Raw genomic sequence first — 20,110 nt, 5'->3', positions numbered from 1 at the left:
ATTGCCTGTGTTTCGAGTGGAGTTTGGGCGATGAAGGCGATTATCGTCGGTGGCGGTATCGGTGGTCTCACCACGGCATTGATGTTGCGCTCGCGCGGCCTGGATTGCGAGATCTTCGAGCAGGCCGACACCATTCGCGAGCTCGGCGTCGGAATCAACACGTTGCCGCATGCCATGCGCGAGCTGGCAGGACTCGGCCTGTTGCAGAAGCTCGACGACGTCGCGATCCGCACCGATCAACTCTATTATCTTAATCGCCACGGCCAGGAGGTCTGGCGCGAAGCCCGCGGCATCGACGCCGGCCACGACGTGCCGCAATTCTCGATCCATCGTGGCCGCCTTCAGGGCGTCATCCATCGCGCGGTCGAGGAGCGGCTCGGACACGCAGCGATACACACCGGCTGCCGGCTCGGCGCTTTCACGCAGGACGAGGGCGGCGTCACCGCCTATTTCTTTGATCGCGCCGGCGCACACGTTCACACCGCGCGGGGGGATATCCTGATCGGCGCCGACGGCATCCATTCGCGCGTCCGCGACACGCTGTTCCCGAACGAGGGGCCACCGTGCTGGAACGGCCTGATGCTGTGGCGCGGTGCGCGCGACTGGCCGCTGTTCCTGACCGGCAAATCCATGATCGTGGCCGGGGGTCTCAATGCCAAGGTGGTGATCTATCCGATCGCAGAAGGATCGGGCCCGGCGAGCCGCCTGACCAATTGGGCAGTCCTGGTGAAGGTCGGCGAGGGTAACGCTCCGCCGCCGCGGAAAGAAGACTGGTCGCGGCCGGGCCGCCGCGAGGAACTGATGCCGCATGTCGCGCGCTTCTCGATTCCCCATATCGACGTGAAGAGCCTGATCTCGGCGACGCCGGAATTCTACGAATATCCGACCTGCGATCGCGATCCCTTGCCCTATTGGTCGTCCGGGCGCGTCACGCTGCTCGGCGACGCCGCGCATCCCATGTATCCGGTCGGCTCCAATGGCGCCTCGCAGGCGATCCTCGACGCGCGCTGCCTTGCCGATGCGCTGGTGCGCGCCGACCACCCGCGCCAGGCGCTGCTTGAATACGAAAAGAAGCGCTTGCCGATGACGGCTGACATCGTCCGCTCCAACCGCCGCGGCGGCCCCGAAGGCGTCATCGACGCCGTCGAGCAGCTCGCGCCCGATGGGTTTGACAATGTCGACAACGTGCTGAGCTACTCCCAGCGCGAAGCCATCGTGCGCGGCTATGCCACCAAGGCAGGCTTCGCCGCAGTGCCGGGACTTGCGGCGGTGCGTGCTTAAGACGCGCTGCTAGCCGCCGGGCGGCGGCGGCAGGAAGTGGATGTTGAACTCGGCGGCCATCGCCACCACGTCCTCGGGCTTCTGCTCCTTCATGTTGTGAAGGCCCCAGAACAGGTCGAACAGCTTTTTGGTCGGCGACACCCAGAACAGCACTTTTGCGGTCTGCTCCGACTTGTTGAAGATGCCGTGCGGCACGCCCATGCCGAGGCGGATCAGGTCGCCCGCGGTGGCCTGCGCCTCCGAATTGCCGAGCATGAAGTCGAGCTTGCCCTCCAGCATGTAGAGATACTCATCCTGGTCGGGATGAATATGCGGCGGCACGAACGTGCCCGGCGGCAGTGTCGCATGCCAGGAGAAGCTGTGTTCCGTCTTGCTTTTCGGCACATAGGTCTGGCCGAGGATGTTCCACGAAATGCCCTGGATTCCCTCGTTCGCCCGCGTGATGCCGGTGATTTCGTTGCTCATTGAAGTCCTCCCTTGACGCGACGCTCGGCTTAGTTTGCCGCCTTGCAGTCCTTGGCATAGCGGTCGCCGTAGTTCTCAAAGACCTTCTGCACGATCTCGGTCTGGAACTTGCCGTCCGGCCGCTTGGCAACCTTGGTCAGATAGAAGTCTTGGATCGGATAACCGTTGGTGTTGAACTTGAAGGCGCCGCGCAGCGAGGTGAAGTCCGCCTTCTTCAAGGCGGCGGCGACCGCGTCCTTGTTGGAGAGATTGCCTTTCACGGCTTTGACCGCGCTGTCGATCAGCATCGCGGCGTCGTAGGCCTGGAAAGCATAGGTGCCGGGAACGCCGTTATAGGCGGCCTCATAGGCGGTGACGAACTTCTTGTTCTGCGGGTTGTCGAGATTGGGCGCCCAGTTCGCGCCGCCGAACATGCCAACCGCCGCGTCCTGCTGCGCGGGCAGGGTCGATTCATCCACCGTGAAAGCGGAGAGCACCGGAATGGTGTCGGCAAGGCCCGCCTGCCGGTATTGCTTGACGAGATTGACGCCGAGGCCGCCCGGCATGAACGTGAAGAGCGCATCGGGCTTCTGCGAGGAAATCTTGGACAGCTCCGGCTGGAAGTCGAGCGTGTTCAGCGGCATGTAGGATTCCTCGACGATCTCGCCCTTGTAGTCGAGCTTGAAGCCCGCCACCGAATCCTTGCCGGCCTGATAGTTCGGGACCATCAGGTACATGCGCTTGTAGCCGCGATCCTGCGCGACCTTGCCGAGGATCTCGTGCACCTGGTCGTTCTGATAGGACGTCACATAGAAGAACGGGTTGCAGTCCTTGCCGGCAAAGGTCGACGGACCGGCATTGGGGCTGATCAGGAAGGTCTTCGATTCCGTGATCGGCCTGTGGATCGCCTGGAGGATGTTGGAGAAGATCGGGCCGACCACGAAGTCGACCTTGTCGCGCTCGAGCAAGCCCTTGACCTTGGTCACCGCCGCGTCCGGCTTGAGCTCGTCATCGACCACCACGACCTCGACGTCGCGGCCGCCCATCTTGCCGCCGAGATCCTTCACCGCGAGGGCGAAGCCGTCGCGGACCTGCTGGCCCAGCGCAGCGGCAGGTCCCGACAGGGTCACGACCACACCCAGCTTGATTTTCTCCTGGGCGAGGGCAGGGCTCATCGCGGTGCCGAGCAGCATGGCGGCTGCGGCCAAGGTCATTTGCGTCTTCATGATCTGTCCCTCGTGACGATTGGCTCGCATTGCAAGCCACGTACTCCAATCCAAGCTTATGCCGATGATGGCCGCCGCGGCAAGCCGAGCGCGACGCGTTACATCCTGCGGGACAGCAGCGCATGCAAGCAGCGCGCCAATTGTTTGAAGCCTAAAGAAATCGACATGCGGTCGATTGTTGCAGCTTTCCACTTGCAGCCGGCTCCGATTTATTTGAAGCTCAAAACGTTGGGGAATCCGTGCTGGCGCCAATGCCCGCCGTGAGTGACTGCATCAACATGCTCGATTCCGAGACCAAGGCGGTCGAAACGCCGGAGGACCACGCCGAAGAGCTTCGGCTGTGGCTGCGGCTCCTCACCTGTACCACCCTGATCGAGGGCGAGGTTCGCGGCCGGCTGCGGCAGCGGTTCGACGTCACATTGCCCCGGTTCGATCTGATGGCGCAGCTCGACAAGGCGCCCGATGGCATGACGCTGTCCGATGTTTCCAAGCGCATGATGGTGTCGAACGGCAATGTCACCGGTCTCGTCGAGCGTCTCGTGGAATCCGGTCATCTCGACCGGCGGACCTCGGAAACGGACCGCCGCGTCCAGGTGATCCGCCTCACGAAACTCGGTCGCGCCGAGTTTCGCAGGATGGCTGCGGAACACGAAACCTGGATCGCCGATCTCTTCGCGGACCTGACGCCGAAGGATGTCCGCGAATTGATGCGGCTCCTGGCCAAGACCAAGGCGTCGGCGCAGAAATCGGCCGCGCGCCGCCGGCCGTAACTGCGCAGGCGGGACAGGCCGCCAATCCCTTTTGCCGCAGGAAAAAGCACGCCATGCCCAAAATCCGCTATTGCGCCAAATTGTTTTAAGCCTAAAATGTTTTCCAGATCGTGCTGCCGGGTGCAATCCATGCTGAAAGGAGCGTGCGATGGCCAACGCCGCCAAGGTTCAAGTGTCGGGTTCGTGTGACGGCAATGCCGTGACGGCCCATGTCGATACGTTCGCGCGGCAACATCTGCCGCCGCGCGAGCTCTGGCCCGATTTCATCTTCACGCGGCCGGAGCTGATCTATCCAGCGCGATTGAACTGCGTCAGCTACTTCCTCGATCGCTGGGTCGAGCAGAGCCACGGCGATGCGCCTTGCGTCGTCAGTCCTGTGGTCAGCTACACCTATCGCGAGCTGCAGGCGCTCGTGAACCGCATCGCCAACGTGCTCGTCGGCAAACTGGGCCTGGTGACGGGCGGGCGCGTGCTGCTGCGCTCGGCCAACAATCCGATGATGGTCGCGACCTATCTCGCCGTCATCAAGGCTGGCGGCATCGTCGTTGCCACCATGCCGCTCCTGCGCGCCAAGGAGCTGTCATATCCGATCCAGAAGGCCGAAATCACGCTCGCGCTGTGCGACGGAAAGCTCTCCGAAGAGATGGAGAAGGCGAAATCCGCAGCGCCGGGTATCAAGCACGTGGTCTATTGGGGCAACGGAGCGCCGGATTCGCTCGAAGCGCTGATCGCGGATGCGAGCCCGGAATTCAGGGCCGTCGATACCGCCTCCGACGACGTCTGCCTGATCGCCTTCACGTCGGGTACGACGGGCGATCCCAAGGGCACCATGCATTTCCACCGGGACATGCTGGCGGTCTGCGACGGCTACGCGCGCAACATCCTGCGCGCCGAGCAGAAGGACCGCTTCGTCGGCTCGGCGCCGCTCGCCTTCACCTTCGGTTTCGGTGGTGTGCTGTTTCCGATGCATATCGGCGCCTCCTTCGTGGTGCTGGAAAAGACGACGCCGGACGACATTCTCAATGCGATCGAGCAGTACAGGACCACGGTCTGCTTCACGGCGCCGACCGCATACCGGGCCATGATCGGCAAGCTCGCAGGCCGCGACATCTCCTCGCTTCGCAAATGCGTCTCCGCCGGTGAGACGCTGCCGAAGCCCACATTCGAAGCTTGGTTCAAGGCCACCGGCATCAAGCTGATGGACGGCATTGGTTCGACGGAATTGCTGCACATCTTCATCAGCGCCACCGAGGACGAGATTCGTCCCGGCGCGACCGGCAAGCCGGTGCCGGGCTATGAGGCCAAGATCGTCGACGACGAGGGCCGAGATGTGCCGCCGGGCACGATGGGCCGCCTCGCGGTGCGCGGTCCGACCGGCTGCCGTTATCTTGCCGACGAGCGGCAACGGAAATACGTCCAGAACGGCTGGAACGTCACCGGCGACACCTACCTGATGGATGCCGACGGTTACTTCTGGTACCAGTCGCGCTCCGATGACATGATCGTGTCGGCCGGCTACAACATCGCGGGCACCGACGTCGAGGCGGCGCTGCTCACGCATCCCTCGGTCGTCGAGTGCGGTGTGGTTGGAGCGCCGGACGAGGCGCGCGGCATGATCGTGAAGGCGTATGTCATTGCCGCGCCCGGTGTGACGCCGGACGCCCAGCTCGTGACCGAGCTGCAGGAGCATGTCAAACGCGAGATCGCGCCGTACAAATATCCGCGCGCGATCGAATTCGTGGCGCAATTGCCGAAGACCGAGACCGGCAAGCTGAAACGCTTTGCCCTGCGGCAGCTGGCGCAGGCGACGTCCTCGGGCGTCGCGGCCGAATGAGAGAAGGATAGAGAATTGTCCGTGACGACGCCAAAAGGCCCGCAGCTTACGGTGCTGCCGACGGCAGCCGAGCACGAAACCCGCCCCAAGGCGCAGGTCCTCCAGCCGTCCGGCTGGCCGGTGCCGAAGGGCTACGCCAACGGCATGGCTGCCGAGGGGCGCATCGTCGTCACGGGCGGGGTGATCGGCTGGGATGCCGAAGAGCGTCTCGCGGACGGCTTCGTCGCGCAGGTGCGCCAGACCCTGGCCAACATCGCCGCGATCCTGGCTGAAGCCGGTGCCCGGCCCGAACACCTCGTGCGCCTGACCTGGTACGTCGTCGACATGGACGAGTACCTGGCCAATCTGAAGGAGCTGGGCAAGGTCTACCGCGACGTCTTCGGCGCGCACTATCCCGCTATGGCGCTGGTCCAGGTCGTCCGGCTCGTCGAGAAGGCGGCGCGCATCGAAATCGAGGCCACCGCCGTCATTCCTCGCTGAGCTCCGCTGCGATCGCTTGCTTTGGTTAGCCCGCCTTGGCGAGCTGGTCGTCCTCGGGTGAGTTCAGATAGACTCCCGATATTGTGTCGACCCAGCAAAGATGGTCGTGCACTTTCTTCACGCCCACGACATTCTCAGCCGCGACGATGGCCGCCTGCCGCGTCCGTTCCTCGGTGATGACGCCGCTGAGGTGAACGATGCCGTCGCGGACGATGACGTTCAGCCCGAACGGGCACCAATCGTTCTTCTCCATGGTGTCGATGATGCGGCTGCGGATGTGATCGTCATTCGCCGTCGGGTCCGGAACTTCGCGGGCGAGCCCCGCCACGGCCTGGAGCAGATTGGCGCGGGAGACGATCCCGACGACCTTGTCGCCACGCACCACCGGCAGCCGCTTGACGTTGTTCCGTTCCATGAGATCCACGATCTCTGCAAGCGCCGTATCCTCGGTGATGGTCACGACAGCCGCCGTCATCACTTCCGCGACCCTGCGGCCGTGCTCGTGGACGAAGTCGCCGGCCGATTTGCCGGGACCGAGGATGAATCTCAGCCAGCGTCCCCGCTTGCGTCCGGTGCCGATTTCGCTGCGGCGGATGAAATCCCCCTCCGAGACGACGCCGACCAGCCTGCCGGTTTCGTCGACCACCGTGAGGCCGCTGACATGTCGCTTCAGCATGATGTTCGCCGCCTCGACGATGCTGGTGTCGGGGGTAACCGAGATGACCGACCGGGTCATGATCTGGTGGGCGCGCATGGGAAAGCTCCGCAAGTTCACGCAAATATTGATATGCGAAGCATAGATCAGGGGCTGCGGAGGAGTTTGACCCAAGTCAACAGGGATAACACCTAGTCCTCGGACTCCAGGTTCGGCGCGAGGTCTGAGGAGCGGAACGGCCGCGCCTTGTCCAGCTTTCGGTAGGCTTTCGAGGCGACTCGAAGCAGCTTCTTTTCCCGCTTGCGGTCGAGGAAGCGAATCCCTGCCTCGGGGACGATTTCATTCAACGAGGCCGCCAGGGCTCGCCCGCGCGCATCGTCGTTCAACTGGCCGAGCGACTTTTGTGCCTTGCGCAATTGCTTGAGGATGGACTTCTGCTTTGCCGCCGCCCCGTCTGCGAACAGATCCGCGAGCGACTCCACCGAATAGGTCATCCGCTTGTTGAGAAGCCTCAACTTGTGTCGTTTCTCGACGTCGAGCTTGCTCAGCTTCCGGGCCTTCTTGAGCAGCGTCTTTTCCCACGCCGTCAGTCGCGCCGTTGCATGGTCGGCGAGCGAGGTGCGACGCCATCTGATGGCTTCCTTGCTGCGCCGGGTCGACCAGGGGCCGCTCTCGATCCAGGCCGAGGTCTGCTCGACCAGGCGGCGATAGCGCGCGGATTGCAGCGCGCGCGCCAGCAAGCGGTGGCTCTCGGCGCGCTTCTCGTCCCAATGCTGGAGCTCGGCGATTACGGTAAGCTCGTCGGCGCTCTCGGCGACGACCCGCTCGATCGCCACGTCGAGGTCCCGCACCATGCCAAGCTGGCTGTTGAGCCATTTCAGCTCGGCCCAGACATGCGGCCGCAGCGTGTCGTCGACCATCGGCGAGAAGAAGCGAATGGCAGTGCGCAGATGCGTCAGCGCGATCCGGATCTGGTGCAGGGCGTCTGGATCGCCGCGGCAGGTGCCGTCGTGCTGGGCGAGCACGGCATCGAGGTGGCGGCGGGCGATGATCCGGAACGCCGTGTCGCAGGCCATGCCGGGACTGAGGCGCCCGGGCAGGGCGCTACGCCGTGCCGACGGCATGGCGCGAGCGGACGTCGAGGTCGTGCTGGGTCGCGCCATCCTTGCCCGCGTCAATCAGATGCCTTGTTGCCCTCGGCGATTGCGTCCTGACAGCTCTTGAGCGTCTGCTCTTGTGTCCCGGATGCATCGATGGTCGCCCAACCGACATGGCCGATATTATAGTGCTCCTGCTGCGCGGCAACCTCTTGCGTGGCGTCGGATGCGTCGTCCCGGCGGCCTCCGATTCGCGCCTGCCGCGTCGCGAGATCCGCAGCCAGGAATAGGCCGTTCAACGGCACGTTGCACTCGCGCGCCAGCGCCGCAATTGCATCTCGTTCCTCTTCTCGGGCGAAGACGCCGTCGATGATCGCCGAATGGCCTTGCGTCAGCACCCGCCCGGCGTTTCGGGCCAACGTGTCGTAAACGCGGGCTGCGAACTCCGGCGTGTAGGCGGATGGTGGCAGCCGCTGCGTGTCATCGACCCCGAACATCTGCTTGCGGACGACGTCGCTGCGCAGCACGATTGCCCCCGGCTGTGGCGCGACGCTTGGTGCGAGCGCGCGCGCCAACACCGTCTTTCCGGTGCCGGACAATCCTCCGACGGCGATCAGCCGGGGAGCGGGAGGATGGATCAGCGCCTGAGCAAGGTCGAAATAGCGCCGTGCGTCGTCGACGATGCCGCCATCGCCGGAATGCGGCGGCTTCAGCCGTGCCAGCGCCACCTGAGCGCGGATCGCCGCCCGGATCGACATGAACAGCGGCAAGACGGAGAGCGCGTCGAGATTGCCCGTCGGCGTCGCAGCGAGATATCGGTTCAGGACGATGTTGGCCGCGCGTGCCTGATCGTGGCGCAACAGGTCCATCAATGTGAATGCGAGATCGTAAAGCACGTCGACAGTTGCGATTCCCGCATCGAACTCGATGGCGTCGAACAGCACAGGCCGTTGGTCGATCGACACGATATTCGCAAGATGCAAATCGCCGTGGCAGCGCCGCACGAAGCCGCGGCGGCCGCGCTCCTCGAGCAAAGGCCGAAGGCGCAAGAACATCGCGTGCGAGGCCCTGCCGAGCTGCCCGATCGCATCAGCTTCGAGATGGTTGCCGGTCCGCAGGCCGCTGTCGTTCCCGTCGATCAGGCCGGGGATCGAGGCAACCCACGCCTTGCCGTCGGAGCGGGTCGCTGCCGCATGTGAAGCCACGATCGCGTCGGCGGCGGCCGAGGCGAGAGCCTCGTCCAGCGGGCCGGCCTTGGCCAGATGATCCAGCGTCTGGCTTTCGTCGAAGCGCGACATGGCGACCGCATATTCGATCGGCCGGCCGGGGCCGTCGATCTGCACCGACCCGTCCGGCTCCTCGGCGATCGCCACCACGCGGTGATAGATCTGCGGCGCCAGCGGCCGGTTGATCCTGATCTCCTCCTCGCAGGCCGCCTTGCGCTTTGCGAGCGTCGAGTAGTCGAGAAACGGAAACCGCACGGCCCGCTTGATCTTCAGTGCGCGCTCGCCGTCGAGAAACACCGAGGCGGCATGCGTATCGATTCGCCTCACGCCGGGATGCACGGCGGGATCGGTGAGAGCCGCAAAAATCCAGTCCTGGGTCGCAGACTCGTCTCTCATTCCTGCTGGCACATCCAGATGCGTCGGACGGGCGGTCCGGGCTGCAAGCAGGTTAATCCCTAGAACGGGATCGCGGCCAGTCCTTGACTTCGGTCAACCACCGCGCTCCGGCTTCCTGCCGGAATCCCCGGCCTTGACGAGGATCAAGCGTCCAGACGAGAGCCGGCCTATTCTGGCGGCCAAGGAGAATCCCGATGGCCATCAAGGACGTCTTTCTGCCGCTTGTCGGCCAGCCGCACGGGCCGGCGCTCGCTGCGATCGAGAAATGCGTGGCTGTCGCCGCCGATCTCGGCGCCAGGATCACCGCGCTTGCGCTCGAGGAAGATGTTGTCGTGCGGCCAAAAGTGCTGCAGCCCTCCGACCCCGATTTCGCGGAGGCCAGCGGCTCGTGCCAGGTGAACGACACGCAGCGGCTCCTGAATGTGTTCACCGACGCGTCGTCCCGCGCCGCCATTCGCGCCCATGGCCGCTCGGCCAAGGTGCCGGCAGACCAGATCGCGTCGATCCTGGCCGAACACGCGCGCTTCAGCGATCTCACCTTGCTCCCGGTGAAGCCGCACGACAGCCGAACGGAACACATCATCGAGGCGTTCCTGTTCGAGTCCGGACGGCCGCTGCTGCTCTGCCCGGAACAGTGTGTGGACGCGCTGCGGCCGGAATTCGAGAACGTGATGATCGCTTGGGATCACTCCGCGCGTGCAGCGCGTGCGGTGGGCGATGCGCTACCGGTCCTTCAGGCGGCCGCATCGGTCCGCGTGGTGACCGTGACGGACGAGAAGATCGAGGCGATCGTGCAGTCCGCAGCGGCTCTCGTCGACCATTTGAGGGAACACGGTGTTCACGCCTCCTTCGAAACTGCGAAATGCGGCGGCAGCTCGACCGGCAAGGTGTTGGGAAGTTGGGCGAATTCCCATGCCATCGATGCAATCGTGATGGGCGCTTATCATCATTCGCGTCTGAACGAGACGATCTGGGGCGGTGTGACAAAGACCGTCATTGGCCAACCACCGTGCTGGGTTATGATTTCGCACTAGGCTGTTTCCAGACTTATCGCCAAACATCGGAACCGGCGCCAAACGGGTGCATTTGCCTTCATGTCAACCTATCGCCTGAAGAATCTGCTGTCGCCACGTTCGGTTGCCCTCGTCGGCGCTAGCGCCCGTCCGGGCTCCGTGGGACGCGCCGTTCTGGAGAACATCGGCAAAGCCGGGTTCGAGGGACAATTTGGTCTGGTGAATCCGCGCCACGCCGAGATCGGCGGCATCGCCGCGGTGAAGAGCCTGGACAAATTGCCTTTCGTCCCCGAGCTCGTGGTCATCACCGCGCCCGCGCGCGAGGTTCCCGGCATCATCGACCAGGCGGGACGTCGCGGCTCGGCGGGCGCGTTGATCGTCTCGGCCGGCCTCGGCCATGCGCCGGGATCCCTGTACGAGGCTGCAATCGCAGCGGCGCGCAAATACGGCATGCGGCTGATCGGTCCGAACTGCCTCGGCATCATGATGCCGGGGGTGAGCCTGAATGCCAGCTTCGCCGCGCACATGCCGGGCGAGGGCAATCTCGCGCTGATCTCGCAATCGGGCGCGATCGCGGCCGGCATGGTCGATTGGGCGGCGCAGCGCGGCGTGGGCTTCTCCGGCATCGTCTCGATCGGCGACCAGATCGACGTCGACCTTGCCGATCTGCTCGACCATTTCGCGATGGATCACAAGACACGCGCGATCCTGCTCTACATCGAGGCCATCAAGGACGCGCGCAAGTTCATGTCGGCGGCGCGCGCCGCCGCGCGTGTGAAGCCGGTCGTCGTGGTGAAGTCCGGCCGCATGGCGCAGGGCGCCAAGGCCGCGGCCACGCATACGGGCGCGCTCGCCGGCGCCGACGCGGTCTATGACGCCGCGTTCCGCCGCGCGGGCGTCCTGCGGGTCTCCGACTTGCGTGAGCTGTTCGATTGCGCCGAAACGCTCGGCCGCGTCGAATCGCCGACGGGAAAGCGCCTCGCCATCCTGACCAATGGCGGCGGCATCGGCGTGCTCGCCATCGATCGGTTGGTCGAGCTCGGGGGCATTCCGGCTTCTATCTCGGCGGACGCCCGCAAGAAGCTCGATGCCGCGCTGCCGCCGACCTGGTCCGGTGCAAATCCCGTCGACATCGTGGGCGATGCCGATGCCTCGCGCTACGCCGCTGCGCTGGAGGTGCTGCTCGCAGATCCCGACAACGACGCGGTCCTCGTCCTCAATGTGCAAACGGCGATCGCCTCGGCTGCCGAGATCGCGGCGACCGTGACGGAGCTCGTCGGAAAATACCGCGAGAAGCACCGCCGATGGGCGAAGCCTGTGCTGGCCGCCTGGGTCGGGGCCGATCAGAACATCATTCAGGCGCTCTCCGGCGCCGGCATGCCGAACTATCCGACCGAGGATGACGCCGTGCGCGGCTTCATGCATCTGGTCCGTCACCGCGAAGTGGTGGAGGAGCTGAGCCAGGTTCCCCCTGCGATGCCCGACACATTCGTGCCCGATGCGCAAGCCGCCCGCCAGATCGTCACGGCCGCAATCGCGGACGGCCGCCAATGGCTCGAGCCAGTCGAGATCAAGCATCTACTCGAAGCCTACGACATCGCGATGGTACCGACCCATTCCGCAGCCGACGTCCAGCAGGCAGTGACCTGTGCGAACGAGATATTTGCGCAAGGCGGGACCGTCGTGCTGAAGATCATGTCGCGCGACATCGTCCACAAATCCGATGTCGGCGGCGTTGTCCTCAATCTGACTACGCCGGATGCCGTGCGCGCGGCCGCCACCGACATTCTCGATCGAGCGAGGAGGCTGCGGCCCGAAGCCCGCATCGGCGGCGTCATCGTGCAGGCGATGGTGGTCAAAGCTAAGGCGCGCGAGCTGATCCTCGGCCTTGCCGACGATCCGACCTTCGGAACCGTCGTGGTCTTCGGCCGAGGCGGGACGGCCGTCGAGATCATCAACGACAAGGCGCTTGCGCTGCCGCCGCTCGACCTGCAGCTCGCCCGCGACCTGATTGACCGCACGCGCGTGTCACGGCTGCTACGCGCCTACCGGGACGTGCCGGCGGTGAAGCCCGACGCCGTCGCCATGGTGCTGGTCAAGCTGGCGCAGATGGCCGCTGACATTCCCGAGATCCGCGAATTCGACATCAACCCGCTGCTCGCCGACGAAACCGGGGTGACGGCGGTCGATGCTCGCGTCGCCGTCGGGCCGCCGCAGCGGAAATTCGCCGGCTCCGGCCCGGCCAACTTCGCCGTTCGGGCCTATCCGTCGCAGTGGGAGCGCCACCTCAAGCTCAAGGATGACTGGCGCATCTTCGTGCGTCCCTTGCGCCCTGAGGACGAGCCGACCATCCACGAATTCCTGCGTCACGTGACCGCGCACGATCTTCGCCTGCGATTCTTCGCTCCGATGAAGGAGTTCACCCACGAATTCATCGCGCGCCTGACCCAGCTCGATTATGCGCGCGCGATGGCCTTCATTGCCTTCGACGAGGAGACCGGCGAGATGGTCGGCGTCGTCCGGCTGCATTCGGACTCGATCTACGAAAGCGGCGAATACGCCATCCTGTTGCGATCGGATCTCAAGGGCAGGGGCCTCGGATGGGCCTTGATGCAGCTGATCATCGACTACGCGAAGTCGGAGGGGCTGAAGACCATATCGGGCGACGTGCTCCAGGAGAACATCGTCATGCTCGACATGTGCCGGCAACTCGGCTTTGAGGTGAAGCCGGACCCCACCGAGCCTGACATCTGCGACGTCAGACTCAAGCTTTGAACGGGGTTAGGATCCCGCCTCAGACGGCGAGGAGGCGGATTCCCTGGCTGTCTTCCGCAGAGTCTTGACGATGATCGCGATCAGCGGCACCAGCACCGGCACGATCGTGCTGAGCGGATGATGCACGGCACCCGACACCTGGGCCTGGAGCGCGCGCGCCTCGATCTGGAGCGCCTCGATGGAGGCGTCATGGATTTCATTGGCGAGCTCGATGTCACGCCCTGACGGAGCGCGGCCGGCGATCAGGAACAGCGCCGCGGCGATCGCGAAGTTGATGCCGCCGAGGATCGCGGCTGCAGCGATCGCGTTCCAGATCTGCACCAGTGCGAAGTAGGCCGACAGCTCCAGCATCAGGAGTCCAAACACGGCGATCAAAGCTGCGAAGGCGCGAAGGCCAAGCCCCATCAACAGATGGCGCAGCCTGATGTCCGCAATGATCCTGTCGGTCCGCCACAGCACGCGCAGATGTTTGACGACGTTCTCGGTATTCACCTAATGCCTCCTCAGCATGAAGCCGACCACCACGCCGAGCGCGAAGGCGGAGGCGAGAGACGTGATCGGCCGATCCGCGACGAGGCCCTGAAGTTGCTCCTGCTCTTCCTCGACGGTCTCGCCGAGCTCGGCGAGGGCGGCCCTGATCTGGTCGGCTAGTGCTTCGGCGCGATCTTTCGCGCCGTCGTAGATTTCCTCGCCGGCGGTGTTCAAAAGGCGCGTGACGTCAACCTTCAGCGCCCGCAGCTCGTCGCTCATCCTGTCGCTGTCGAACATGGATTTGATGCCCTCGTTGAATGCCGGCGAACCTAGGACCCGCGGCAGCAGCCATGCTTGATTTGCGTCAAGGGAGTGCGGCGCAACCGTGGTCTTGAGACAGGTCAATCCGGCCGCCACATGCTGGCCTAGAACTCGCGGCTCAATGGGGACCAGTTGTCTCGATGAGGTGGAAGCGTGAACTCCGAACCGCTGTTGCTGGCGACGCCCTCCGGCGATGTGCTGAAACTGCGCCCGGAAGGGCCGTGGACCGCAGCGAATGTGGTGACGCTCGAAACATTGTCCCGGTCGGTCGGGGCCGATGTCGATCGATCCAGGGCCGTGACCCTCGACCTGTCCGGCGTCAGCGCGCTCGACACGCTCGGCGCCTGGGTCCTGGAGAAGCTGTCGCGCAGGGCTGCATCGTCCGGCAGATCGGCTGAATTGGTCGGCGTCGCCGATCATTTCAGCGGCCTGATGGACGAGGTGCGCCAGGTCAATCGCGACACGCCGGCGCCGGCTGCCCCGTTGAATCCGGTCCTGCTCAGGCTCGGCGAACTCGGCAAGTCCACGGTCGGTGCGCGCGAAGACATCACGATCTTTCTTCAAATGCTCGGTGCATTGTTCATGGCCGTGATCGGCGTGCTGCGCCGGCCGAAATCGCTGCGGCTAACCTCTCTGGTCTATCAGCTCTACCGGATCGGATGGCAGGCGATTCCCATCGTCGTGCTGATCACCTTCCTGATCGGCGCCATCATCGCCCAGCAGGGATTTTTCCATTTCCGCAGGTTCGGCGCGGAATCCTACACCGTCGACATGGTCGGCATCCTGGTGCTGCGCGAGCTCGGCGTGCTGATCGTTGCCATCATGGTCGCGGGCCGTTCGGGCAGCGCCTACACGGCCGAGCTCGGGTCGATGAAGATGCGCGAGGAGATCGACGCGCTCTCGACCATGGGGCTCGATCCAGTCGACGTCCTGATCCTGCCGCGCGTTGCCGCCCTCGTCATCGCGCTGCCGATCCTCGCCTTCATCGGCTCCATCGCCGCGCTCTATGGCGGCGGGCTGGTTGCGCAGTTCTATGGCGACATGGCACCGGCGATCTACGTCGCACGGCTGCACGAAGCCATTTCCGTCACCCATTTCGAGGTGGGCATCCTCAAGGCGCCGTTCATGGCGCTCGTGATCGGGATCGTCGCCTGCAGCGAAGGCCTGCGCGTGAAGGGGAGTGCGGAGTCGCTGGGACGGCAGACCACGACGTCGGTGGTGAAGTCGATCTTCCTGGTGATCGTGCTCGACGGCCTGTTCGCGATCTTCTTCGCCTCGATCGGAATGTGACGATGGCTGAACCACAGCAGGAGTTCGCGATCCGCGTCCGCGATCTCGTGGTCGGCTTCGGCCGCCAGACCGTGCTCGACCGATTGTCGCTCGACGTCCGCCGCGGAGAGATCCTTGGGCTGGTCGGGGCGTCGGGCGGCGGCAAGTCGGTGCTGATGCGCACCATCATTGGCCTCATCCCGCGCCGAAGCGGGACCATCGAGGTCATGGGACGGCCGATCAGCGGCCGCGCCCAAGGTGCCGCCACGACATGGGGCATCCTGTTCCAGCAGGGCGCGCTGTTCTCATCGCTGACGGTGAGGCAGAACGTCCAGTTTCCCCTGCGCGAAAATCTCGTCCTGTCGCAGGAGCTGATGGACGAGATTGCGATCGCCAAGCTCGAGATGGTCGGGCTGCGGGCGCAGGATGCGGACAAATATCCGGCGGAGCTGTCGGGCGGCATGACCAAGCGCGTCGCATTGGCGCGCGCGCTCGCGCTCGACCCGCCGATCCTGTTTCTGGACGAGCCGACCTCCGGCCTCGACCCGATCGCCGCCGGCGATTTCGACGCGCTGATCAAGACGCTGCAAAGGACCCTGGGGCTGACCGTGTTCATGGTCACCCATGATCTGGCGAGCCTGACCACGGTCTGCGACCGCGTCGCCGCGCTCGCCGACGGCAAGATCGTGGCGATCGGCCCGATGCGCGAATTGCTGCAATCCGAGCATCCCTGGGTGCGCGCCTATTTCCACGGCAAGCGCTCGCAGATGCTGCAACACGAAATGAGATGACACATGGAAACCCGCGCTCCTTACGTGCTGGTCGGCACCTTCGTGATGGCCGCGATCCTGGCGGTGTTCGGCTTCGTCTATTGGCTGAACAACACCGGCGGTATCGGGCCGCGGACGAACTACCAGGTGCAATTCCAGGGACCGGTGCCGGGCCTGCTCGTCGGTGCCGGCGTCCTGTTCAACGGCATCCGCGTCGGTGAGGTGACCCAACTCGGGCTTGCGCCGGGTAATTCGCGCGTCGTCAATGCGACGATCTCGGTTGCTGCGGCGACGCCCGTGCGCGCCGACACCAAGGTCGGGCTCGATTTCCAGGGCTTGACCGGCGTACCCGTGGTGACGCTGGAGGGCGGCGTCATCGCCCCCAAATCCGGCGAGCCGCTGACCTTGATTGCCGAGGCCGGCGCAGGCCAGAGCATGACGCAGGCCGCGCGCGATGCGCTACGGCGGGTCGATACCGTGCTGGAGGACAATTCCGGCCCGCTGAAGGACACCATCGCCAATCTGAAAACGTTCTCCGACGGGCTCGCGCGCAACACCGGCAAGATCGACGGCATTCTGGCGGGCCTCGAGAAGATGACCGGCGGCGGAGCGCCGGCGCAAAAGATCACCTATGACCTGCGCACACCGCAGAACCTGGCGCCGGGCGGCAAGACGCTGTCGGCATCGCTCGCCATTCCCGAGCCGACCGCGGTCGCGATGCTCCAGACCCAGCGCATGCTGTTTGCGCCGGTTGGAGACAATCCAGGCTTTGCCGATTTCCTTTGGGCGGACAGCATTCCAAAGCTGGTGCAGGCGCGCCTGATCGACAGTTTCGAGAACTACGACATTGCCCACGCGCCGCTGCGCACGACCGATCTCGGGCAGGCGGACTACCAGCTCCTGATCGACATCAGGCGCTTCCGGATCGCCACGGAGGGCGGGACACGGGTCGAGATCGCACTGTCGGCACGAATCGTCGACAGGAATGGCAAGGTGATCGCCTCGCGCCTCGTCGAGACCAGCGAGAAGCTCGACAAGCTCGAGCCGGCTGCGGCGGTGGGAGCGTTTGACGCGGCTTTTGCCCGGATCGCGGAGGAGCTGATCGGCTGGACCGTGCAGGCCGTGTGACGCCCGCTATTCCAGCGTCTTCAGGTAGGACAGGAAGTCGTGGATCTGGTCCGGGTTGAGCTCGAAGGCGGTCCCGTCGAATTCCGGGTCCAGAAGAGAGCGGGGAAGTCCGACAAAATTGACCTGAGTCAAGCGGCGTTGCCCTGGCGCAGTAAAATGCAGGGTGCGTGGCAACCCGGCCCGGGGGCCGAGCTAGAGCCGGACGCTTGGAGCGATGGATGAAGCCTTCCGTGGTCCCGATTGAGCCAAACGGACATGTCTGTAGCGATTGTGCCGTCCGTGGAGCGGCGGTGTGCGCGTCGCTGGATGCCGCCGAGCTCGGGGAATTCGAGCACCTGGGGCGCCGTGTCCATTTTGATGCGGGTGAGACCGTGTTCTCCGAGGAGGACATCACGACCTCGTTCTACAACGTCCTCGACGGCGTCATGCGGCTGTACAAGCTGTTGCCCGACGGCCGCCGGCAGATCGTCGGCTTCGCCTTGCCCGGCGATTTCCTGGGGATGAGCTTGTCCGGCCGCCACAATTTTTCGGCCGATGCGATCGGCGCGGCGACGGTGTGCCAGTTCGGCAAGACAGCTTTCGGCCGTTTCATCGCGGACCGGCCGCAGCTGCTGCGGCGGATCAACGAGCTCGCGATTCGCGAGTTGAGCCAGGCGCGCGACCACATGGTCCTGCTCGGCCGCCGTTCTGCGGACGAAAAGGTCGCGACCTTTCTGCTCGGTTGGCGCCAGCGCCTGTCGGTACTTGGGGGATCGCGGGACACGGTGCCGCTTCCGATGAGCCGGCAGGACATTGCCGATTACCTCGGCCTGACCATCGAAACCGTCAGCCGCACCTTCACCAAGCTGGAGCGCCAGGGCGCCATCGAAATCCTTCATGGCGCGGTCAGCCTGCGCGACCCCGCGCGCGTCGAGGCCCTGGCCGCGGCCTGATCTTCCGTCGGGAGCGCGCGCCCGGTGGTGACGCCGCCCACCCACCGGGGCCCGGTCGGTCTGCGCGGTCGCCAGCGCCTCAACGCAATCGGGACTTGCGTTACCTGCAACTCTGCATCGACCCAAACGCATCGGCGCCTCGCTCAGATGCTGCCTTGCGGCCAACCACGGCGTTTTTCGCGACAATTGGCCAAAATCGAGGCCCTGCTTTCCGGTTGAAAAGCCTGATAACGTTGACTACGCAGGAACCCCAGTGCCTCGCAGTCTCAGGAGCCGCGGCGTGCCTCAGGACAAGACCGGCGACCCCCGACAGTCGGCGGGCAACAAACTATCGGTCCTGCGCAAGCACCCGATCTTCGCGGATCTGGAGCCGGACGCGCTCGATCAGCTCTGCCGCTATGCCAAGCTCACCACCGTGAAGCGCGGTGCGACCATCGCCGCCAAGGGCGACCCCGGCAATAATCTGTTCGCGGTGATCACAGGGACGGTAAAGATTTCCTCCTCGTCGCCGGACGGACGGAATGCCATTCTCAATCTCATCGGGCCGGGAGAAATCTTTGGCGAGATCGCGGTGCTCGACGGCGCGCCCAGATCGGCCGACGCCACGGCCAACACCAATTGCGAACTCTACATCATCGACCGCCGGGACTTCCTGCCGTTCGTGAAGAGCCAGCCGGCGCTGGCGATGAAGTTCATCGAGCTGCTCTGTGCGCGCCTGCGCTGGACCAGCCAGCAGGTCGAGCAGGTGATCCTCCAGAACCTGCCGGGCCGGCTCGCCAGCGCGCTGCTCGGTCTCACCGAGGAGCGCAAGCTCGACTCCGGCAGCGGCACGCTCGCCATCACGCAGCAGGAGATCAGCGAGATGGTGGGGATGACGCGCGAGAGCATCAACAAGCAATTGCGCGCCTGGGCTGGTCGCAACTGGGTTCGTCTCGAACACGGCGCCATCGTCGTGCTGGATACCGATGCGCTGCGCGAGCTCGCCGAGAGCGGCCTCGGCGGCGAGTGAGAGCTCGGACCTAATCGTCGATGATGGCGACCGCGCGGGTCCAGCCCGCGGAGGCGCGTTCGATCTTCACCGGAAAGCACGAGACCGTGAATCCGGTCGACGGCAAGCGATCGAGATTGTGCAGCTTCTCGAGATGGCAATAGCCGATATGCCGCCCCGCCTTGTGACCTTCCCAGATCAGAGCGGCATCCTTCGTTTCGGCATATTTCTTCGCGGTATGGACGAACGGCGCGTCCCAGCTCCAGCCGTCGGTGCCGGTCAGGCGGACGCCGCGCTCGAGCAGGTACATGGTGGCTTCATAGCCCATGCCGCAGCCGGAATTGACGTAGTCGGCTCGGCCGAATTTTGCGCCGGCACTGGTGTTGACGACGACGATCTCCAGCGGCGACAGCGTGTGTCCGATGCGCTTCAGCTCCTTCTCGACATCGCCGGCGCCGGCCACGTAGCCGTCGGGTAGATGCCGGAAGTCGAGCTTCACGCCGGGTTGCAAGCACCATTCCAGCGGCACCTCGTCGATCGTCCATGATCGTTCGCCGCGGTTCATGGTCGGATGAAAGTGCCAGGGCGCATCGAGATGTGTTCCGTTATGCGTCGACAGCGAGACCTGCTCGACGGCCCAGCCCTGGCCGTCCGGCAGATCCTGCGCCTTCAGACCATCGAAGAACTGCAACATGCGCGGCAGGCCCTGCTGGTGATCGATGTACTGGATCGTCGGATGGTTGCCTGGCGGATCGGCTGTCACGTCGTTTTTGAGAGGCACCGAGATATCGATCAGCTTCCGCGGCATGGGCATTCCTTCAGCAATGGTCCGCTGTTTCGAATATCTTGAGGGGCCTGCATTGCGGGCGTCAAGTAACGTGGCGGCGACCTCAGTCGTCCTGCCGACCTGCCATACTGCGAATTGCGCGGGAAATTGATCGATGCAACTCTTGCATTGATCGATGCTGGATTTGGCTTGGACAGAGAATGCCGCCCGCCCTAGGGACGACTTGGCGCTTGACTTCCCACCTGAA

At 64.5% G+C, this 20,110-nt stretch carries 20 protein-coding genes; 11 read left to right on the top strand and 9 right to left on the bottom strand.

All coding sequences use genetic code 11. From position 1 onward, the window contains the following. Window positions 1-30 precede the first annotated feature (30 nt). Window positions 31-1,281, top strand: coding sequence for a flavin-dependent oxidoreductase (locus HAP40_RS27015; RefSeq protein ID WP_334270713.1), 1,251 nt, complete (start codon window positions 31-33; stop codon window positions 1,279-1,281). A 9-nt stretch (window positions 1,282-1,290) separates the two neighbouring features. Here HAP40_RS27015 and HAP40_RS27010 read toward each other — a convergent pair whose 3' ends face one another. Both HAP40_RS27010 and HAP40_RS27005 read right to left on the bottom strand, forming a co-directional pair. Then, the gene (locus HAP40_RS27010; protein WP_166814885.1) at window positions 1,291-1,746 is read right to left on the bottom strand and encodes a cupin domain-containing protein; all 456 of its coding nucleotides are present in this window, start codon (window positions 1,744-1,746) and stop codon (window positions 1,291-1,293) included. A gap of 29 nt (window positions 1,747-1,775) precedes the next feature. Then, window positions 1,776-2,951: an ABC transporter substrate-binding protein gene (locus tag HAP40_RS27005; protein ID WP_166814886.1), complete on the bottom strand. Its 1,176-nt coding sequence runs from the start codon at window positions 2,949-2,951 to the stop codon at window positions 1,776-1,778. Between the two features lie 251 nt (window positions 2,952-3,202). Here HAP40_RS27005 and HAP40_RS27000 point away from each other — a divergent pair, with 251 nt between their 5' ends. The 3 genes from HAP40_RS27000 (at window position 3,203) to HAP40_RS26990 (ending at window position 6,035) form a co-directional block, all read left to right on the top strand. Further along, window positions 3,203-3,721 carry a MarR family winged helix-turn-helix transcriptional regulator gene (locus HAP40_RS27000; RefSeq protein ID WP_008568331.1) on the top strand — a complete coding sequence of 173 codons (519 nt, stop codon included), beginning with the start codon at window positions 3,203-3,205 and terminating at the stop codon, window positions 3,719-3,721. A 148-nt stretch (window positions 3,722-3,869) separates the two neighbouring features. Beyond that, window positions 3,870-5,555: a benzoate-CoA ligase family protein gene (locus tag HAP40_RS26995; protein ID WP_166814887.1), complete on the top strand. Its 1,686-nt coding sequence runs from the start codon at window positions 3,870-3,872 to the stop codon at window positions 5,553-5,555. 21 nt (window positions 5,556-5,576) lie between these two features. Further along, window positions 5,577-6,035 carry a RidA family protein gene (locus tag HAP40_RS26990; protein WP_414645409.1) on the top strand — a complete coding sequence of 153 codons (459 nt, stop codon included), beginning with the start codon at window positions 5,577-5,579 and terminating at the stop codon, window positions 6,033-6,035. A gap of 25 nt (window positions 6,036-6,060) precedes the next feature. On the opposite strand, the gene HAP40_RS26985 is transcribed toward HAP40_RS26990, so the two are convergent. The 3 genes from HAP40_RS26985 to HAP40_RS26975 all read right to left on the bottom strand — a co-directional run bounded on the left by HAP40_RS26985 (window position 6,061) and on the right by HAP40_RS26975 (window position 9,409). Then, complete coding sequence (locus tag HAP40_RS26985) at window positions 6,061-6,789, bottom strand: CBS domain-containing protein (protein WP_166814888.1); 729 nt, start codon at window positions 6,787-6,789, stop codon at window positions 6,061-6,063. Window positions 6,790-6,881: 92 nt separating this feature from the next. Further along, window positions 6,882-7,853 carry a CHAD domain-containing protein gene (locus HAP40_RS26980; protein ID WP_166814889.1) on the bottom strand — a complete coding sequence of 324 codons (972 nt, stop codon included), beginning with the start codon at window positions 7,851-7,853 and terminating at the stop codon, window positions 6,882-6,884. 11 nt (window positions 7,854-7,864) lie between these two features. After that, entirely contained in the window at window positions 7,865-9,409 is a 1,545-nt protein-coding gene (locus HAP40_RS26975; RefSeq protein WP_166814890.1) for an AAA family ATPase, read from the bottom strand. A gap of 194 nt (window positions 9,410-9,603) precedes the next feature. Here HAP40_RS26975 and HAP40_RS26970 point away from each other — a divergent pair, with 194 nt between their 5' ends. Together HAP40_RS26970 and HAP40_RS26965 are read left to right on the top strand one after the other, a co-directional pair. Further along, complete coding sequence (locus HAP40_RS26970) at window positions 9,604-10,443, top strand: universal stress protein (RefSeq protein ID WP_166814891.1); 840 nt, start codon at window positions 9,604-9,606, stop codon at window positions 10,441-10,443. Between the two features lie 60 nt (window positions 10,444-10,503). Further along, complete coding sequence (locus HAP40_RS26965) at window positions 10,504-13,197, top strand: bifunctional acetate--CoA ligase family protein/GNAT family N-acetyltransferase (protein WP_166814892.1); 2,694 nt, start codon at window positions 10,504-10,506, stop codon at window positions 13,195-13,197. 6 nt (window positions 13,198-13,203) lie between these two features. Here the strand turns inward: HAP40_RS26965 and HAP40_RS26960 are convergent, their stop codons facing one another. Together HAP40_RS26960 and HAP40_RS26955 are read right to left on the bottom strand one after the other, a co-directional pair. Then, window positions 13,204-13,689: a phage holin family protein gene (locus HAP40_RS26960; RefSeq protein WP_166814893.1), complete on the bottom strand. Its 486-nt coding sequence runs from the start codon at window positions 13,687-13,689 to the stop codon at window positions 13,204-13,206. Beyond that, window positions 13,690-14,085 (bottom strand): DUF883 family protein, encoded by a 396-nt coding sequence (locus HAP40_RS26955; protein ID WP_246741310.1) that lies wholly within the window; start codon window positions 14,083-14,085, stop codon window positions 13,690-13,692. It abuts the gene before it with no gap. A 57-nt stretch (window positions 14,086-14,142) separates the two neighbouring features. Between HAP40_RS26955 and HAP40_RS26950 the strand changes: the two genes are divergently transcribed. From HAP40_RS26950 to HAP40_RS26940, 3 genes are read left to right on the top strand one after another with little or no spacing between them, the layout of a single operon-like run. Continuing rightward, window positions 14,143-15,279 (top strand): ABC transporter permease, encoded by a 1,137-nt coding sequence (locus tag HAP40_RS26950; RefSeq protein ID WP_166814894.1) that lies wholly within the window; start codon window positions 14,143-14,145, stop codon window positions 15,277-15,279. A 2-nt stretch (window positions 15,280-15,281) separates the two neighbouring features. Continuing rightward, a complete protein-coding gene (locus tag HAP40_RS26945) occupies window positions 15,282-16,049 on the top strand; it encodes an ABC transporter ATP-binding protein (RefSeq protein ID WP_166814895.1) in 768 nt (255 codons plus the stop codon). A gap of 3 nt (window positions 16,050-16,052) precedes the next feature. After that, window positions 16,053-17,156, top strand: coding sequence for an ABC-type transport auxiliary lipoprotein family protein (locus HAP40_RS26940; protein ID WP_166814896.1), 1,104 nt, complete (start codon window positions 16,053-16,055; stop codon window positions 17,154-17,156). Between the two features lie 6 nt (window positions 17,157-17,162). Here the strand turns inward: HAP40_RS26940 and HAP40_RS26935 are convergent, their stop codons facing one another. Next, on the bottom strand, window positions 17,163-17,288 hold the full coding sequence (locus HAP40_RS26935) for a hypothetical protein (protein ID WP_256380464.1): 126 nt from the start codon (window positions 17,286-17,288) through the stop codon (window positions 17,163-17,165). An 86-nt stretch (window positions 17,289-17,374) separates the two neighbouring features. On the opposite strand from HAP40_RS26935, the gene HAP40_RS26930 reads away from it, so the two are divergent. Both HAP40_RS26930 and HAP40_RS26925 read left to right on the top strand, forming a co-directional pair. Further along, window positions 17,375-18,088: a helix-turn-helix domain-containing protein gene (locus HAP40_RS26930; protein WP_166819350.1), complete on the top strand. Its 714-nt coding sequence runs from the start codon at window positions 17,375-17,377 to the stop codon at window positions 18,086-18,088. 280 nt (window positions 18,089-18,368) lie between these two features. Continuing rightward, the gene (locus tag HAP40_RS26925; protein WP_166814897.1) at window positions 18,369-19,097 is read left to right on the top strand and encodes a Crp/Fnr family transcriptional regulator; all 729 of its coding nucleotides are present in this window, start codon (window positions 18,369-18,371) and stop codon (window positions 19,095-19,097) included. 10 nt (window positions 19,098-19,107) lie between these two features. Here the strand turns inward: HAP40_RS26925 and HAP40_RS26920 are convergent, their stop codons facing one another. Then, window positions 19,108-19,884: a cyclase family protein gene (locus HAP40_RS26920; RefSeq protein ID WP_166814898.1), complete on the bottom strand. Its 777-nt coding sequence runs from the start codon at window positions 19,882-19,884 to the stop codon at window positions 19,108-19,110. Between the last annotated feature and the right edge of the window lie 226 nt (window positions 19,885-20,110).

Origin of the sequence: Bradyrhizobium sp. 1(2017), from assembly GCF_011602485.2 — a bacterium.
Lineage (GTDB): Bacteria > Pseudomonadota > Alphaproteobacteria > Rhizobiales > Xanthobacteraceae > Bradyrhizobium.
Note: the sequence above shows the minus strand (reverse complement) of the source record. Positions and strands in the feature narration are given on the sequence as shown.